Source organism: Marinomonas sp. 63XJN7_7_ISO-PGPR-S23-202, assembly GCF_056173505.1.
Window position 1 is genome coordinate 3,110,048 of sequence record NZ_CM149677.1, and the last position, 15,647, is coordinate 3,125,694.

17 protein-coding genes are annotated in these 15,647 nt (G+C 45.0%); 7 read left to right on the forward strand and 10 right to left on the reverse strand.

The window, feature by feature from the left end; translation table 11 throughout:
* Positions 1-33: 33 nt before the first annotated feature.
* The 9 genes from AC0VYG_RS14455 to AC0VYG_RS14495 form a co-directional block, all read right to left on the reverse strand.
* Positions 34-195 (reverse strand): alpha-hydroxy-acid oxidizing protein, encoded by a 162-nt coding sequence (locus AC0VYG_RS14455; RefSeq protein WP_475428672.1) that lies wholly within the window; start codon positions 193-195, stop codon positions 34-36.
* Positions 196-240: 45 nt separating this feature from the next.
* Positions 241-744, reverse strand: a complete 504-nt coding sequence (locus AC0VYG_RS14460; RefSeq protein ID WP_067015349.1) for a flavin reductase — start codon at positions 742-744, stop codon at positions 241-243.
* A 28-nt stretch (positions 745-772) separates the two neighbouring features.
* On the reverse strand, positions 773-1,726 hold the full coding sequence (locus AC0VYG_RS14465; RefSeq protein ID WP_475428673.1) for a PDR/VanB family oxidoreductase: 954 nt from the start codon (positions 1,724-1,726) through the stop codon (positions 773-775).
* 86 nt (positions 1,727-1,812) lie between these two features.
* Positions 1,813-2,568 carry an SDR family NAD(P)-dependent oxidoreductase gene (locus AC0VYG_RS14470; RefSeq protein WP_475428674.1) on the reverse strand — a complete coding sequence of 252 codons (756 nt, stop codon included), beginning with the start codon at positions 2,566-2,568 and terminating at the stop codon, positions 1,813-1,815.
* 33 nt (positions 2,569-2,601) lie between these two features.
* Entirely contained in the window at positions 2,602-3,084 is a 483-nt protein-coding gene (locus tag AC0VYG_RS14475; RefSeq protein WP_475428675.1) for an aromatic-ring-hydroxylating dioxygenase subunit beta, read from the reverse strand.
* Position 3,085: 1 nt separating this feature from the next.
* Positions 3,086-4,375: an aromatic ring-hydroxylating oxygenase subunit alpha gene (locus AC0VYG_RS14480; RefSeq protein WP_475428676.1), complete on the reverse strand. Its 1,290-nt coding sequence runs from the start codon at positions 4,373-4,375 to the stop codon at positions 3,086-3,088.
* Positions 4,376-4,428: 53 nt separating this feature from the next.
* Positions 4,429-4,947, reverse strand: coding sequence for a nuclear transport factor 2 family protein (locus tag AC0VYG_RS14485; protein WP_475428677.1), 519 nt, complete (start codon positions 4,945-4,947; stop codon positions 4,429-4,431).
* Between the two features lie 30 nt (positions 4,948-4,977).
* Complete coding sequence (locus tag AC0VYG_RS14490) at positions 4,978-5,340, reverse strand: IacB protein (RefSeq protein ID WP_067015367.1); 363 nt, start codon at positions 5,338-5,340, stop codon at positions 4,978-4,980.
* A gap of 60 nt (positions 5,341-5,400) precedes the next feature.
* A complete protein-coding gene (locus AC0VYG_RS14495; protein WP_475428678.1) occupies positions 5,401-6,600 on the reverse strand; it encodes an acyl-CoA dehydrogenase family protein in 1,200 nt (399 codons plus the stop codon).
* Positions 6,601-7,250: 650 nt separating this feature from the next.
* Between AC0VYG_RS14495 and AC0VYG_RS14500 the strand changes: the two genes are divergently transcribed.
* From AC0VYG_RS14500 to AC0VYG_RS14530, 7 genes are all read left to right on the forward strand, one after another.
* On the forward strand, positions 7,251-8,396 hold the full coding sequence (locus AC0VYG_RS14500) for an ABC transporter substrate-binding protein (protein WP_475428679.1): 1,146 nt from the start codon (positions 7,251-7,253) through the stop codon (positions 8,394-8,396).
* 118 nt (positions 8,397-8,514) lie between these two features.
* Positions 8,515-9,552: a branched-chain amino acid ABC transporter permease gene (locus tag AC0VYG_RS14505; protein WP_067343451.1), complete on the forward strand. Its 1,038-nt coding sequence runs from the start codon at positions 8,515-8,517 to the stop codon at positions 9,550-9,552.
* Positions 9,553-11,352, forward strand: coding sequence for a branched-chain amino acid ABC transporter ATP-binding protein/permease (locus tag AC0VYG_RS14510; RefSeq protein ID WP_475428680.1), 1,800 nt, complete (start codon positions 9,553-9,555; stop codon positions 11,350-11,352). It begins immediately after the preceding gene.
* Entirely contained in the window at positions 11,352-12,113 is a 762-nt protein-coding gene (locus AC0VYG_RS14515; RefSeq protein WP_475428681.1) for an ABC transporter ATP-binding protein, read from the forward strand. Before AC0VYG_RS14510 ends, AC0VYG_RS14515 begins: the two co-directional genes overlap by 1 nt.
* A 93-nt stretch (positions 12,114-12,206) precedes the next feature.
* Complete coding sequence (locus AC0VYG_RS14520) at positions 12,207-13,184, forward strand: ketopantoate reductase family protein (protein ID WP_475428682.1); 978 nt, start codon at positions 12,207-12,209, stop codon at positions 13,182-13,184.
* A 27-nt stretch (positions 13,185-13,211) separates the two neighbouring features.
* On the forward strand, positions 13,212-13,973 hold the full coding sequence (locus AC0VYG_RS14525) for a class II aldolase/adducin family protein (RefSeq protein WP_475428683.1): 762 nt from the start codon (positions 13,212-13,214) through the stop codon (positions 13,971-13,973).
* A 167-nt stretch (positions 13,974-14,140) separates the two neighbouring features.
* Positions 14,141-14,623, forward strand: coding sequence for a MarR family winged helix-turn-helix transcriptional regulator (locus AC0VYG_RS14530; RefSeq protein WP_475428684.1), 483 nt, complete (start codon positions 14,141-14,143; stop codon positions 14,621-14,623).
* Between the two features lie 144 nt (positions 14,624-14,767).
* Here AC0VYG_RS14530 and AC0VYG_RS14535 read toward each other — a convergent pair whose 3' ends face one another.
* A complete protein-coding gene (locus tag AC0VYG_RS14535; protein ID WP_475428685.1) occupies positions 14,768-14,989 on the reverse strand; it encodes a VF530 family protein in 222 nt (73 codons plus the stop codon).
* Positions 14,990-15,647 lie beyond the last annotated feature (658 nt).

The window sequence follows — 15,647 nt, forward strand, 5'->3', positions numbered from 1 at the left end:
TCATTAGAGTAAATAAAGTCGCTCGACCTAACATCACGCCCTGCGCGCCAAGATGACTTTCACTGCGTTGCTACCACAACGAAAGCCTCTGTCTTGCAATATGCTTATTTCACCATCCATCCCATGGATAATGGCAGGTAGAGCGCTGAAGGAAGACAAGACGCCATCAAGCTGACGATCCTTATGATTGCTCACTTAAAGCGGTCAATCGATAGTGAGCAATCACAGCCTCTCTATGGATTACTTTGTTTGAGCGACGGACTGCTCATTCAAGCAGTGGTAAGCTCGGTTGAAATACACTAAGCCTTGACCATCCGTGCCGACTTTTGCGTCTTTCACACGGCAATAAAAGACATTGTGAGAGCCAATTTCATGGCTTTCATGGATTTCGCAATCAAAACTAACCAAGGCTTCATCCAGTGCAGGCGCGCCCGTTGTAAGCGTTGTCCATTGATGCTTAGCAAAGCGCTCTTCACTGGTTAAATCACGGTTGGCAAAATCCCAAGAAACATCTTGATGGTGACTTTGCAATACGTTCACACACAATACCGCGTTCTTTTTAAAGTGAGGATTAGCGAATGAGTTACGATTCATACACACCAACAAAGTCGGTGGCTCATCTGTCACACTGGTTACAGCGGTTGCTGTAAAACCAAAACGTCCAGCTTCACCATCGGTAGTGATCACGGACACGGCACCACCCAGCATAGACATGCCATCGCGGAATAGTTTTGTATCAATCATAGTATTCTCCTTCCCTTATCAGGGGGTATTAAATATCGAGAACAAGTCGAGGAGAAAGTGAACGAGAACAACACAAAGTAATTTGATCATTGTCTTCTTTCTCTTCTTCCGTCAGATAAACATCACGGTGCTCCGGCGTGCCTTCAATCACATCACAAAGACAAGTGCCACATGTCCCCTGCTCACAGGAAACTTTCACTTTCACGCCAGCCGCTTTTAGTGCATCAGCAATACTTTCGTTTTCGCCAACCTGCACCGTAACGCCACTTTGCTCAGCAACGACTTCAAAGCTTGCACCGCCTGTTTCAACTTCCACGTTAAAAAACTCTTTGTGTACGTTGCTATCCGCCATCCCGAGATTTTTCGCTGTGCTAATCACCCAGTCCATAAAACCGTTCGGACCACAAACATAAAGATGAGTATCCGCATCAACGTCTTTCAAAACCGCTTCCAAATCCAAACGCTGATCTTCAGAATCAAAATGTAAATCAACATGATTGGCGAATGAACAAGACGCTAACTCATCAAGGAAACCACTTGTTTCAGGTGAACGACTGCAATAATGCAACTCAAACGCCTTGCCTTCTGCCTTCAAGGAATACGCCATCGCAATCATCGGCGTGATTCCGATACCGCCACCAATCAATATAGAGCGCTTAGCACTTTTCTCTAATGGGAAGTGGTTACGCGGAATACCAATGGTTAGCTCGGAGCCCTCTTGCAAATTAAGATGAGCAGCCACCGACCCACCACGGGAGTTCGGATCTTTTAAAATACCTAAACGATATGCACTGGTGTCTGCAGGGTCACTACACAGTGAATACTGACGAATCAGATCATCACCTAAATGCACATCAACATGCGCCCCGGCCTCAAAAGCTGGCAATGCCTCACCATTGAGGCTCGCAAGCTCTAAAGCCATCACACCGTCAGTGTGGTTTTCTCGTTTACGAACAACGACTTTCAATAATGTTTCAGACATGCAACTCTCCTCCCGACCCAGGCCGAAGTCGGGACCCTGGTTCACAAACATAACTCAAATAGAACTCGTTAAGCAGACAACACTGCTTAACGCATAAACAAACCGCCATTGACATCCCATGTTGTTCCGGTGGTGAAGTAGGCTTCTGGACGAGCAAACTGCACGACCATGTCACCAATAAAGTCCGCATCACCTAGTTGACCAACAGGAATCGCCCCCAACAAGGTTGGCAAGCGCTCTTCTGGTACCAAAGCGGTCACCATCGGCGAATCAATCGGGCCAGGCGCTATGGCATTAACGGTTACCCCCTTGCTAGCCAGCTCTTTGGCAAAGACTTTGGTCACCGTCAAAATGCCACCTTTGGAAGCGGCATAATGAGCCCCCGTTGAAGTGCCTCCATTTTGCCCAGCCAAAGACGCCATATTGATGATACGGCCATAGCCTTGTTCAGCCATGTGTTTACCCATCACCTGACAACCAATAAACACACCGCCAAGATTGATATTCACCACCTCATTAAACTCTTCTGGGGAAATATCCATCACTGGTGTGGCTTTCGTTACCGCCGCGTTATTGACCAGCACATGCAATGCACCAAACTCAGCCTGAGCAAACTTCAGTGCATTATCGAAATCGGACTTCTTAGCGATATTTAACTCGCAAGCAATGGCGTTTTTCCCTTCTGGATCAAGGGAAAGCGCAGCGGATTTAGCCGCTTCAACATTGGCATCGGTCAATACCACACGAAAACCCGCCGCATACAAACGTGATGCGATATGAAATCCAAGTCCTTGCGCGGCACCAGTTACCAGTGCCACGTTTGATTGTGTAGATTGAGACATTATTTCGCCCTCTTTTTGGGTCATCAAAGACCGTTAAAAGATGAAACTTACTGTACGTAAGAAGCCGTCAGCATGCATCAGTTTGACCACTTTACGAGCAATCACAAAACCGTCAGCGGTTGGTTTTAAGCGATACTCTAAGTCAGCTGGGTATGAAACGAGATTACCGTGACGCAATTCATTCAATGTCATAGCACAGCGCACAACCACATAGTCGGCCGCTTCTTCTAAGACACGCACACGGGATATCATACGAACGGTGCCGCTGACTGAGTCTGCCGACACAGACTCACCACTTTCCAAGCGAGCCACTCGCATACGACGCATATCGGCATCATCTAACGCTAGGTTCAAGGTGTTTTCATAATCCGTTTCATTGTTGTCGGTCGGTACAATGTATAAACCGGTCTTATCCCAAAGAGACAACCATTCTTGATATTCTTTGTGATCTAACAAATCAGCTTCGTGCCAAATAAACGCCGTTGCCTTATTAAGCAGGTCTGTATTAATTGTCATCTTATTTCTCCCCTTCGGCGGCCATCATTTGCTTGTATTTTTGATACGCACCACGCATGCCTGTTTCAGAGCACACAGCACCCGCGACATTACCATCTGGAGATGTATGTAAATTCTCCATACCGCGGTTAACAAGAATCCAGCCATCTTTACCCGCCATTGATCCTTTTTGAACACGCTCCCATGCTTCACCATCATCTGGTGTACCGAAGCCCATAGGTCCTTGGAAATGCTCATGTAAACGCATACGTTTACGGTTAAAGGGCGCCGGAGCACCTTCACCACCAATAGCAACGTGTTGAATCTCTGTTACCCCAACGCTAACGGGGCGTAAGACGCGGAAAAACGCCATTGAACAAGACACGTTCGGGAATAAGTTCAAGTTAAAGCCTGTGCCATGGGCAGCACGTACAAGGCGTTTCACTTGTTCTTCGTCTTGACCTTCATCACGCAACGCCTGTGCAAGATCTTCAAAGCGCTCTGGAATCGGCTGATCCAAATCTGCCTCTAAATCCACTAAGTCAGGAATCATTACCATGACGCTGTGTCCATGCCCCAAATCTTCAACGAAGCCGTCGCCATCTAGGAAATCAAAAATGTCCGCAGTGGCATTATCCAACGAGCTGATAAATGACTTATGGATGATTGGAAAATGGTAAGCATCCGTCGTGTTTTCAAGCTGAATTTTCCAGTTACCTGGGAAATTAAAGCGATGCTCGCCCAACACTTTCAATGGGTAACCGCCGCCTTGCTTAACAAACAAGTCGATCCATTTTTTCGCGCCGCCCAAGAAATCTTCTAGTGGCTCGATGTCGCTTTTAAAGGTCGCAAAAACCAAACCTTGATACGACTCATGACGCAAACTTTCTAGTGGCAAATCGCTTTTATCAAGAACCCCTTCGTATTCTTCTACTTTCGGGATCGCACGCAAACCACCATCCAAACCATACCCCCAACCGTGATATGGGCAGGTGAAAGCTTTCGTTTTACCTTTACGGCCTTCACACACGGTTGCACCACGGTGACGACAGCGGTTCAGCAAAACATGTAGGTTCATTTTACGGTCGCGGCTCAAGATAACAGGATGACGACCAACAAAAGACGTTTTAAAGCTGCCCGCTTCTGGCACTTCACTTTCGTGACCAATGAAGACCCATGTGTTTTGGAACACTTTATCCAGTTCTTCTTCAAAGATTTCTGGGTCTGAATACAACGCTTTGTGGACGCGACCCTCTTCAACCATATCTGCCGCTTTTTGACTGATATTTTTCAACGCAATTAATTCACTCATCTTCTTTCTCTCTTTAATCTTTTAGACATCGACCCTATCGCTTTCGCACCAGCTTATTTAGGTACAGGCAATGTGGCATCATCATTCCAATCCGATACCGGACGGCTAAACAGATTCTCTGTTTGAAAATGTGCCATTCGCCATACGCCGTTATCACGTCGAAACGACACGCTCAAACGGGCACTGTTGAGATGAGAACCCCCTGCACTAAAGCTAGACACTTGGATCATGTTCCAGCTACCAAAAGCCTTATCGCCATCCACGCGAATCACTTCGGATGACAGGTAATGCACGTTTAACGAAAAATGCGCCGGCTCAACGGTGTATTTCGACAACATAGCGACAATGGCATCACGACCTTCATAGCCACCGAAGCTTTTCGAATAGCGAGCCCCCTTGCCTTCCCACTTGGCGTCTTCGGTAAACAAGTCACCTAATTCATCCAATGGAGTCGCTGGGTTTAGGTGATCACATAGATCCATATAACGATTGATACAAGCACGAATCGCGCGGTCGCTTTCTAAAGCGTCAACTCGTGCCAATATCGCTTCTAGCTCATTCGTGTCCTTCATACTTGTACCCTTCTTATTTATCGTTAGGCCTTAGGCACGTTGTACAATCAGTTCACGACCGATACGGGATTCGATTTTCACGTAACGCCAAAGCTTGTATGGTGTATCACCTACCGCTGTCGTACGTAGCAAGTTACAGCAGGCAACCACAGTGTCGTAGTCTTTTACATCAGCCAACAGATAGGTTGTCCAAGGGTAACCAGCAGACGGACCAACCATACTTTGGTCATCGTCCATATTGCCGATAACGTCAACACCATCCATATCGTGAATGCCATTCCACATTTCGCCAAATGCCGCCCAAACATCTAATTGCTCATCGCGTGCTGCATCCATAAAGTTTTGGTTAATCCCCATGCAAAACAGTACGCGTAATGGTTTTTTATCGCTCATAATACATTTCTCCAATAATCAAAAAGTTCGTCTAAAAATAGATAAAATTAGGCTAATTTCTTATAAATAACCTGGTAATGGCTTTTGCCCGAAGAAGATGGCACCGGCATTTTGCCAAGTAATGTCACCCATAAAAGCGTGCTGAGTAACCACTTGCGCATCGTTAACAAAACGCGATAATGGGCTGCTCTTATAAACGCCCGTCATACCGGAGACCATTTGCACTTTACGCGCAACATCAGCGCCAACACGAGAAGCATGGGTCGAAGAAAGACGTAATAAACTAATTTGCTGAACAGACAAGTCTTCGTTCTTCTCTAACGTCTGCCAAGCATCATTGATTGCATCGTAGAAGAAACAGCGTGCTGCACGTAGATCCGCATCAGCCTTAGCCACTTCCGCTTGAGTTAGAGGACGCTCGCCAATATTTGGAGCGCCAGTCACCGAAGCACGACCTGCCGCCATGGCTTTAAGTTCGTCCAACGCCGCTCGCGCGATACCCAAACTAACGACTGCCAACACTTGAGTCGCTAAAGAAAGCGATGGGTAACGGAATATAGAGCCTTCTAGGCTAGACGCGCCACCACGAATACAAGTCCAGTCTTCAGGAACATCAACGTTATTGACAACCAAATCATGACTACCCGTACCGGCCATCCCGGTCACATCCCAGTTATGCTCGATTGTTAATTTACTTGAAGGCATCACAGCCATGCGAGGTGCACCGATTGTTTCGCCCGCGCCGTCTTTAGGTAAAATACCGACACCAATCATATCAGCGCCTTTAGAGCCACTAGACCAGCTCCATCGACCTTTCACATTGTAATTTCCTGCACTAAGCTCTGCCGGTTGAGGTGGAAAAATCCCCCCAGCGAAAACAATGTCTGGTGAGTCTGCATAAATTTTCTCTAGAGTAGCCAGAGGCAATGCGGATAGGTAGATGGCACCAATTCCAAAACTCGCTACCCAACCTGCCGAACCGTCAGCCTTAGAAATTTCTTCTACAACCTCACAGAATTGAGCCGCTGTTATTTCATCACCACCAAATTTTTTAGAAACCAAGGCACGGTAAATGCCCAAACTGCGAAATTTCTCAATAACGTCCTGGCTAATAAATTGCTGGCTATCGAACTCGTTATTACGTGCACGAGTTCTAATGTCGCTCATCACTTGCTCAAACGCCTCAGTTCCCAAAGCATCAAATACAGATCCTGAGGACTTTTCTTCTTGGTAAGGCGTACCTATGTTATTCAGACTCATAATTAGCTCCTCTAATGCAGATTTAGTTACGACCCTATAGGACGAATACACTGTTCAAATGAAGGTTCTTATTGTTTTTTACTGCATCGATAAAAAGACTAAGAACTTCTCTCTTTCACCATCGAACAACAGAAACCACCGTCATCCAACATCCCGCTTTGCACCACTCAAAAACCTTAAGTTAACGTATAAAGAATATTAATAAGGTCTTATTAATTACTTTACTTGTCAACTAATTTTTCAAGTTAATTATCAACAAAATAACAGGTTAAAAACCGGACATCAAACAAAAATCATGTCAATAAAAACGCACAAAAATACACTAAACAGCTGATTTAAAACAAAAATTAAGCAAAAAAGTCGATTTTTAATGGCAAAAATAAGTCAAAACAAAAACATCTCTCTCCTCTACATGAAAACTAAAAATATGAGAGAAAAGCGCTTTTTCATGCATTTTTTATTTATTTTTTTGTGTTGTTTTTTACAAAAAACAGTGGCAGGCTAACTTCTGATTAAGATATGAAAGCGCATAACTCCAATAAAAATAGCTAGAAAAATAGTTACCCGTTAAAGAGGCGAATAATGATCTCTAGGGGATAAAAAAACGCTGTAAACATCAAGTAGTGTTAACGACATAAAAGGAACCTCTCATGACACCTAAAAAAGTAATATCTGCTTTATTTCTAAGCTCTTCGCTACTCACACCGCTAGCAAACGCTGACATAAAAATTGGCGTAGTCAGCTCCACTACTGGACCTATCGCGCTAGTAGGTATCCCTCAAAAAAACACCATTCCACTCCTTCCCACCTCTGCTGGTGGTGAAAAAATCACCTACATATCGCTGGATGACGGAAGCGATCCAACCGCGACGGTTAAAGCATTCAAGAAGTTAATTGACGAAGAACATGTGGACGCAATCATAGGTCCAAGTGGTTCAGGCAACGCAATGGGCGTTATTCAATTCGCGGCAGAATCAGGTACTCCAATGTTAGCGCCAGTTGGGACCGCTGCCGTTGTATTGCCAATGACAAAACAAAAGAAATGGGTTTTCAAAACCACACAGAATGACGACCTAATTGCCAAAGCATTGGTCGAACAAATGAAAGCAACCGGCATCAAAACCATTGGACTTATCGGGACAGCAGACCCCTATGGTGAAAACTGGGCCAAGGTAATGAAAGACCTAACCCAAAAAGCAGGCATTCAAATTGTCGCGAATGAACAATTTCAGCGCCAAGACACTTCCATGACAGGTCAAGGCTTAAAAATCCTAATGGCCAATCCAGATGCCGTTCTGATTGCCGCACCTGGAAGCTCATCGGTAATGCCACAAACCACACTTAAAGAGCAAGGTTATAGCGGTAAAATTTACCAAACACACGGTGCAGCACTAGACCCCTTCCTCCGTCTTGGCGGCAAAGCCGTTGAAGGTACCATCCTAGCCGCAAGCTCCATGCTGGTTTTAGATGAAGTACCAGACAGCCCCTCCAAAGAAATCGCCACAAAATACATCGCAGATTACAAAAAACTTTATGGCGAAACACCCGCTACCTTCGGCGGCAATGTGTTAGATGCAGGCCTACTCCTTGAGAACGCCATTCCAAGCGCACTAAAGTCAGGCAAACCAGGTTCAGCAGAATTCCGTAGCGCACTCCGTGATGCACTGGAAAAGACCAAAGAAATGCCTGCTACACAGGGCGTATATAACATGACAGCAGAAGACCACAGCGGCTTTGACGAACGCGGCCGCGTTTTAATTACTGTCAAAGACGGCAAATGGACACTATTAAAATAACACCCGCCCCATAAGGAGGTGGGCGTACACCAGCCAGCCCACCTCCATAAGAAAAACTAAAAAAAATTTGTCGCCACGAAGCCACAAAAATCAATGAGAACAAAAGGAATCACATTAAATGAACTTTCAGATTGCCACACTGCTTGGACAGGATGGCCTAACCAATGGGGCCATCTACGCCTTATTGGCCCTATCAATTTTGCTGGTTTTTACGGTCACGCGAATACTTCTCATCCCATTAGGAGAATTCGTGACATTTGGCGCGTTAACAATGGCCGCCATGCAGATGGGCAAAACACCAAAATTGGAATGGCTATTATTAGGTCTAGTTTTAATCGATTGCGCACTTGATGTATACCAACAAATCAAACGCCACATTGATCGAAACAAAATGAAAATGATCGCTCTTAAACTTGGCTATGCCGTGATCATAATCGCCTTGCTAAATAATTTGTCATTATCAGAAATCCCAATGATCGCCCAAATAGCATTAACACTTTGCTTAATCGTGCCCATTGGCCCCATTATATATCGTTTATTTTTCCAGCCATTAGCAGATGCTCCCGCACTGGTTTTACTGATTGTCTCCATTGCCCTTCATGTCACCATGGTAGGCGTGGGTTTATTATTGTTTGGTCCTGAAGGGGCTCGCACACAACCTTTTTCAGACACGGGCTTCCGCTTAGGTGCCGTCATGTTAAAAAGCCAAACCCTATGGGTCATTCTGGTTTCTATCTTCCTCATTGTGGCTTTATTCATTGCTTTTGAGCGCACGCTATATGGCAAGGCACTTCGCGCCACAGCGGTAAATAGAATGGGGGCTCGTTTACAGGGCATCTCACCGATTTTTGCTGGCAAGGCCACTTTTGCCCTAGCCGCCTTTATCGGCAGCGCATCGGGGATTTTGATCGCCCCCATCACCACCCTTTATTACGACTCGGGGTTCATCATCAGCCTAAAAGGTTTTGTCGGGGCCATTATTGGTGGCCTTGTCAGCTACCCCATTGCCGCCATTGGCGCTGTCGCAGTTGGCATGATCGAAGCTTTCTCCATGTTTTGGGCAAGTAATTACAAAGAAATCATCGTTTTCACCCTGATTATTCCATTCTTAATCTGGCGCTCGATGAATAGCCACAATGTAGAGGATGACGAATAAATGAAATCGCGTAATTTAATTATTATTGTTTTAGTCATACTCGCCATTGCACCCCAAGTATTACCCACATTTCAGATCACTCTACTTAACTATATTGGTCTATATGCACTGGTTGTATTGGGTTTGGTATTACTCACTGGCGTAGGTGGCATGACCAGCTTTGGTCAAGCGGCTTTTGTTGGACTTGGCGCCTACTCCACCGCCTACCTAACCACCACAGAACAACTACCAAGCTGGCTCGCTTGGTCGGCAGGATCACCTTGGGTGGGGTTACTTATCGGCTTACTATTAACCGCTGCTGTTGCCTTGTTCCTTGGCGCCCTTACCCTTAAATTATCAGGACACTATTTACCATTAGGCACCATTGCTTGGGGCATTTCACTGTATTACTTGTTTGGCACCATGAGTTCCATGGGCGGTTACACAGGCATCAGTGGATTACCGTCTTTAAGCCTGTTTGGTGTTCTTCTCGATAAAGGCGAAAAGATTTATTACTTGATTTGGGCCATTTTGATGGTAGCCGTCTGGATTACCAGCAATCTACTTAATTCCCGTGAAGGCCGTGCCATTCGAGCCCTAAAAGGCGGTCAATTAATGGCGGAATCCATGGGTGTGAACACTTTTCGCTCAAAAATGGTGATTTTCTTAATTTCCGCTCTTTTCGCTGCTATTTCAGGTTGGCTTTACGCGCACACTCAACGCTTTGTCAACCCAACCCCTTTTGGTCTTAGCATGGGTATTGATTACCTGTTTATGGCATTGGTTGGCGGTGTTGGCAGCGTCTGGGGAGCACTGCTTGGTGCAGGCATTTTAACCATGCTCAAGCAATGGCTTCAGGATTGGTTGCCCCTTGTCATGGGCGACAATGGCCAATACGAAGCCATTGTTTTGGGATTGTTAATTATTTTCATGATGCAACGCTCACCTGGTGGCATTTGGCCTTTATTAGTGAAGCTTGCACCTGCCTCATGGCGCAATCAAAACCATATAAAGATCACCTCTTCCGCCGCCGAACTACCACGTCGGGATTTACCACAAAAAGGCAAATTGATACTAGAAGCCTGTAACGTTACTCGCCGCTTTGGTGGTTTGGTTGCCAACAATCAAATGAATCTAAAACTGCATGCTGGCGAAGTACTCGCGCTAATCGGTCCAAATGGCGCAGGCAAAAGCACCATGTTTAACCAGCTTTCAGCGGTCGATACACCAAGTGATGGTGAAATACTGTTTTTGAACCAAAGCTTAAAAGGTAAAAGCTCTCGCCAAGTGGCCCATATGGGCATGAGCCGTACCTTCCAACACGTCAAACTGCTCGCCACAATGACAGTGTTAGAAAACGTCGCACTGGGTGCTCACATGCGCGGCAACAAAGGTATTATCAGCTCAGCACTTCACATTGAACGTGAAGAAGAGCAACGCCTTCTAAAAGAAGCGCAATACCAACTTGAGCGAGTTGGTCTAGGCGAACACCTCTACACAGAAGCAGGCAGCCTATCTCTTGGGCAACAACGCATCCTTGAAATTGCTCGTGCGCTTTGTGCCGATCCATGCGTGTTGCTACTGGACGAGCCGGCAGCGGGACTTCGCCACAAGGAAAAACAAGCTCTTGCAGAACTACTCAAGAAACTACGACAAGAAGGCTTAGCCATTTTATTGGTTGAACATGACATGGACTTTGTGATGAATCTTGCCGATCGAATTGTGGTAATGGAATTTGGTGAAAAGATTGCGGAAGGTTTACCCGAAGAGGTCCAATCCAACCCTGCTGTTTTAGAAGCCTACTTGGGAGGTGCAGAATAATGACTCAAGCCACAGAAAAAAACCTACTCGACATCAGCGATCTTCACGTTGCCTATGGCAAAGTGGAAGCCCTTACCGGTATCGACCTAACCCTCAAGGAAGGAAATTTGGTCACCGTTATCGGCCCGAACGGCGCCGGCAAAACCACACTACTGTCGGCTATCATGGGAATATTGCCTTCCAAAGGCACAATTCACTTTAATGGCCAAGATTTTATCTGCCCAAATGTTGAAACCCTGGTTGGCCATGGACTTGGTCTGGTTCCAGAAAAGCGCGAGCTTTTCTCCACCATGACCGTTCAAGACAATCTATTACTGGGTGCGTTCCAGCGTTACCGCCGCGGGGATAAAAGTTACAACCAAACCTTGAACGAAATTTATAAGCTCTTCCCTCGCCTATGGGAACGCCGCCAACAGCAGGCCGGCACTTTATCCGGTGGTGAACGACAAATGCTGGCGATTGGTCGCGCCATGATGAGCAAACCAAAACTCTTAATGCTAGATGAACCTAGCCTCGGGTTAGCGCCATTAATTACACGTGAGATTTTTCGTATTTTTGCCGATTTACGTAGCCAAGGAGTCTCAATACTTCTGGTGGAACAAAACGCTCGCGCAGCACTAAAAGTAGCGGATTACGCCTATGTTCTAGAAGGTGGACAAATTGCCATGCAAGGCCCAGCAGCAGAACTTACCAATGACCCCAAGGTGATCGAAGCCTATTTAGGGTTAGCAAGCAAGCACCAGGAACTGCTTTCCAGCTAAGGAGATCCCCCCACAAAAAAAACAGAGTTTACCAACAGCCGGAGAGGGCTCTCATCTTTGAGGCTCTCTCATTTTTTAATGGAAAAATGAATTATGAACATTTGTATTGCAGGCGCTGGCGCTATTGGATGCACGCTCGCAGCCCGCCTAACCAAATCAGGTCAAAATGTTAAAGTACTTGCCAGAGGCGCAACGCTTGAGACTCTTCAAAAGAAAGGTATCCATCTCACAGATATAGACGGCGAACACAGAGTTAACGTCATTGCCTCAGATTCAGCAGAAGAGTTAGGCCCACAAGATCTTATTTTTATTTGTAGCAAAGCCCCCGCCTTGCCAACGATGTTAAAACTGATCGCTCCTATGCTGCAGGAAAAAACCATGGTTATTCCTGTGGTAAACGGCATTCCATGGTGGTATTTCCAAGGCATTGAGGGACGATTTTCTGGTGATTGCATTCAAGCCATCGACCCTGAAGGCAGTGTTAGCAAATTGCTACCTTACAATCACCTCATTGGTTGCGTGGTATTTATTACCGCATTTCGAAACTCACCAGGTGTCGTCACCTCAACCAACCCTCACCTCATCGTATTTGGTGAAATCAATCACCAAATGAGTGAACGACTTGAGCAAGTGCGAAAGGTAATGGAAGACGCCGGTATCGAAGCGCGAGCCACGGACAACATTCGCGACCAGATATGGACCAAAGTCGCTGCAAATATCACCTCTAACCCACTTTCTGTGGTGACCAAAGGCACACTTGAGCAACTCTATAGCGACACTCGCTTAAAACCTCTCGTGCGCAAAGTACTCGATGAAGTTTTACTGGTTGCCGCGGCCTATGGTGCCCGAATTCGTTTTGACCCTCATACCTTCATGGAACTTGGAGCAGGCATGGGTGCAGTTAAAACCTCTATGTTACAAGACTACGAGGCAGGCCAACCTTTAGAACTTGACGCAATCGGCTACACCGTCTTAGAGCTAGCAAACAAAGTAAGCATTCCAATGACGACTACACAACAGTTGCTGGATCTTACCCACTTTATTGCCTCACAACCCCAAGCAAATTCTTAACACTGACGAAATGGAGGGAACACACTCATGAACAATTCAACAAAACGCCCCACCCACATTAGCGAAGAAGAATGGGCGCTTCGCGTAAAATTGGCTCACTGCTACCACTTAATAGACTTTTTCGGCTGGACTGAGACGATTTTTAATCATATCTCAGCCCGCCTGCCCCACATTGAAGGCGAATATTTAGTGAATCCATTCGGGTTAAATTATACTGAAATCACCCCGGAAAATTTAATCAAGGTGGATGTTAACGGCCATAAATTAGACGACTCTCCATACGATGGTAATCCGGCTGGTTTTGCTCTTCACGGCGCCATTCACGCTGCACGAGAAGACATACATTGTGTCATCCACACTCACACCAATGAAGTTTCAGCCATCGCCATGAAAAAACAAGGTTTCAGCCATGACAGTTTTTACGGCGCGCAACTTTATGGGCGTGTTGGTTATCATGAGTTTGAAGGCATTACTTTATTTGATGATGAAAAAAGCCGCATGCTGGAGAGCCTAGGGCAAAAGCATATTCTTGTCTTACGAAATCATGGTATCGCAGTGGGAGAATTTGATATAGAGCGCACCTTCTTCCTTCTCTGGACAGTACAACGCGCTGCAGAAATTCAGGTAACGTCTGGAGCGCTAGGTGGTGAAGATGTATTACTAGAACAAAGCATAAGCAAGAAGTGTGCTGATCTAACACAAATGCTCATTAAAGATAGTGGCTTTGCTGACAAGTTTTACAGTGCAATGGTACGCAAAATGGAATCTGAAAAAGGCCCTTGTTGGTAATACAACCTTAAAAGAGCCAGCCAACCTATGGCTGGTTCTTTTACACGGCACACCTTATAGAAAATTTGCAAATGAGAATCATTATTGATATAAATACTTGATAATTCAATTGACTAAAAACGTCATTTTTTGTACATTTTCACCCTTCTTAAAATCAAGGACTCTTAATGAGCAGCAAGCCTAGAACACCGCGAAGTCAACGATTTAATCCCGCAAGTGATGACTTCCATAAAGAAGATTTTCCATTTTATTGGTTAAATCAAGTTCATGGTCGTTACAGCGCCGCCATTGAAAAAGCATTAAAAAAAGTGAACCTTGACATCCCAAGATGGCGAATTTTATTCACGCTAAAAGAAGAAGGCACCTGCAGTGTCTCGCAGATTGCAGTTCACGCTATTGCAAAGCTGCCCACTGTAACAAAAATCATTCAACGCATGAAACAAGATGGCCTTGTAGACACAAGAGTAAGAAGTGATGACGGCCGCGTCACAGAAGTCATGATCACAGAAAAAGGCATCGCTGCTGTTGAAGATATCCGTTGTGTCACCAAAGATTTATTCAAACAAAGTTTTAAAGGCATGACAGAAGCAAAAATAAAAAGACTCAATAAATTACTTGAAGAGCTGTTCCACAATCTACCAGAACACTAAGCTAAGAAAAGCTTGAACACTTCTCCCACGACTCGAAGAACATATAAATCACTACACACTACATAAACCGCATGATTTATGACAATGGTTGATGCAAGTGACGCTAAATCTTAGATTTCAGAGAAATTGTCACTCTTTGACCACTTAAGAGACAAACGTCTCTATATAAAGTGTTTCAACCTTACCCCGAGCCCATTCGGTTTTACGTAGAAACTTTAAACTGGACTTCACCGAGGGGTCACTTTTAAAACAATTAATATTGATACGAGTCGCTAACTCGTCCCAGCCGTAATGTTCAACCAAATCTGTGACAATCTTTTCCAGTTTTACACCATGCAAAGGGTTATTAACTTGTGTTCCGACCATATCTCTTTATTCCTATCACTCAATTGGCTATTTGATAGAGAGTATACAGCAAACAGAAAAAAGCCGCTTAAAGATAATGCGACCAAAAGGCTCCACCTAGCGAGTTCCTAGTAAAGCCAGTTTATTGGAGACACTCAAACAATCGGGGATTATGATTCCTTTTTTCTGCCGTGATGGAGTGGAATGTGCCGAACCTGTGAATGAACTGGTACTGTCCTACAAGGTGAAGTAGATTATCGCGATTACCTTCTAAATGATGCTGAAAGGAAGGGCAATCAGGTGATACCACCCTGCGTATAAAGAGCACTGGCGGAGACAAAGCTTCAATAGAGTAAACCGGAATACTTTATCTTCTTCTCCCAATCTGCACCCCTAACGCGCCAAAGTTATTTCCTGCGAGATTATCGCTCAACCACGGTGCACTTACATTTTTTTACAATCATAAACATATTTTTTTAAATATAAAATTTTCACATCAAACAAGCGACAATAACTTCCTCGACCATCTCCAAAAACCAATAAAGAATGAATAAAAGAATAAAAATCAAAAACTTAAAATTAAAAAACTCAATCAAAAAATATTTAGAGCACACTATTTCTTACCCTTCCAAATAAAATAATCGACATAATATAGCTTGGCACAATACTTGAATGCGTG

What these genes read in the sequence shown, in the direction of transcription:
- AC0VYG_RS14460 (WP_067015349.1), bottom strand. Translation starts at nt 744, where the DNA reads ATGATTGATACAAAACTATTCCGCGATGGCATGTCTATGCTGGGTGGT.
- AC0VYG_RS14465 (WP_475428673.1), bottom strand. Translation starts at nt 1,726, where the DNA reads ATGTCTGAAACATTATTGAAAGTCGTTGTTCGTAAACGAGAAAACCAC.
- AC0VYG_RS14470 (WP_475428674.1), bottom strand. Translation starts at nt 2,568, where the DNA reads ATGTCTCAATCTACACAATCAAACGTGGCACTGGTAACTGGTGCCGCG.
- AC0VYG_RS14475 (WP_475428675.1), bottom strand. Translation starts at nt 3,084, where the DNA reads ATGACAATTAATACAGACCTGCTTAATAAGGCAACGGCGTTTATTTGG.
- AC0VYG_RS14480 (WP_475428676.1), bottom strand. Translation starts at nt 4,375, where the DNA reads ATGAGTGAATTAATTGCGTTGAAAAATATCAGTCAAAAAGCGGCAGAT.
- AC0VYG_RS14485 (WP_475428677.1), bottom strand. Translation starts at nt 4,947, where the DNA reads ATGAAGGACACGAATGAGCTAGAAGCGATATTGGCACGAGTTGACGCT.
- AC0VYG_RS14490 (WP_067015367.1), bottom strand. Translation starts at nt 5,340, where the DNA reads ATGAGCGATAAAAAACCATTACGCGTACTGTTTTGCATGGGGATTAAC.
- AC0VYG_RS14495 (WP_475428678.1), bottom strand. Translation starts at nt 6,600, where the DNA reads ATGAGTCTGAATAACATAGGTACGCCTTACCAAGAAGAAAAGTCCTCA.
- AC0VYG_RS14500 (WP_475428679.1), top strand. Translation starts at nt 7,251, where the DNA reads ATGACACCTAAAAAAGTAATATCTGCTTTATTTCTAAGCTCTTCGCTA.
- AC0VYG_RS14505 (WP_067343451.1), top strand. Translation starts at nt 8,515, where the DNA reads ATGAACTTTCAGATTGCCACACTGCTTGGACAGGATGGCCTAACCAAT.
- AC0VYG_RS14510 (WP_475428680.1), top strand. Translation starts at nt 9,553, where the DNA reads ATGAAATCGCGTAATTTAATTATTATTGTTTTAGTCATACTCGCCATT.
- AC0VYG_RS14515 (WP_475428681.1), top strand. Translation starts at nt 11,352, where the DNA reads ATGACTCAAGCCACAGAAAAAAACCTACTCGACATCAGCGATCTTCAC.
- AC0VYG_RS14520 (WP_475428682.1), top strand. Translation starts at nt 12,207, where the DNA reads ATGAACATTTGTATTGCAGGCGCTGGCGCTATTGGATGCACGCTCGCA.
- AC0VYG_RS14525 (WP_475428683.1), top strand. Translation starts at nt 13,212, where the DNA reads ATGAACAATTCAACAAAACGCCCCACCCACATTAGCGAAGAAGAATGG.
- AC0VYG_RS14530 (WP_475428684.1), top strand. Translation starts at nt 14,141, where the DNA reads ATGAGCAGCAAGCCTAGAACACCGCGAAGTCAACGATTTAATCCCGCA.
- AC0VYG_RS14535 (WP_475428685.1), bottom strand. Translation starts at nt 14,989, where the DNA reads ATGGTCGGAACACAAGTTAATAACCCTTTGCATGGTGTAAAACTGGAA.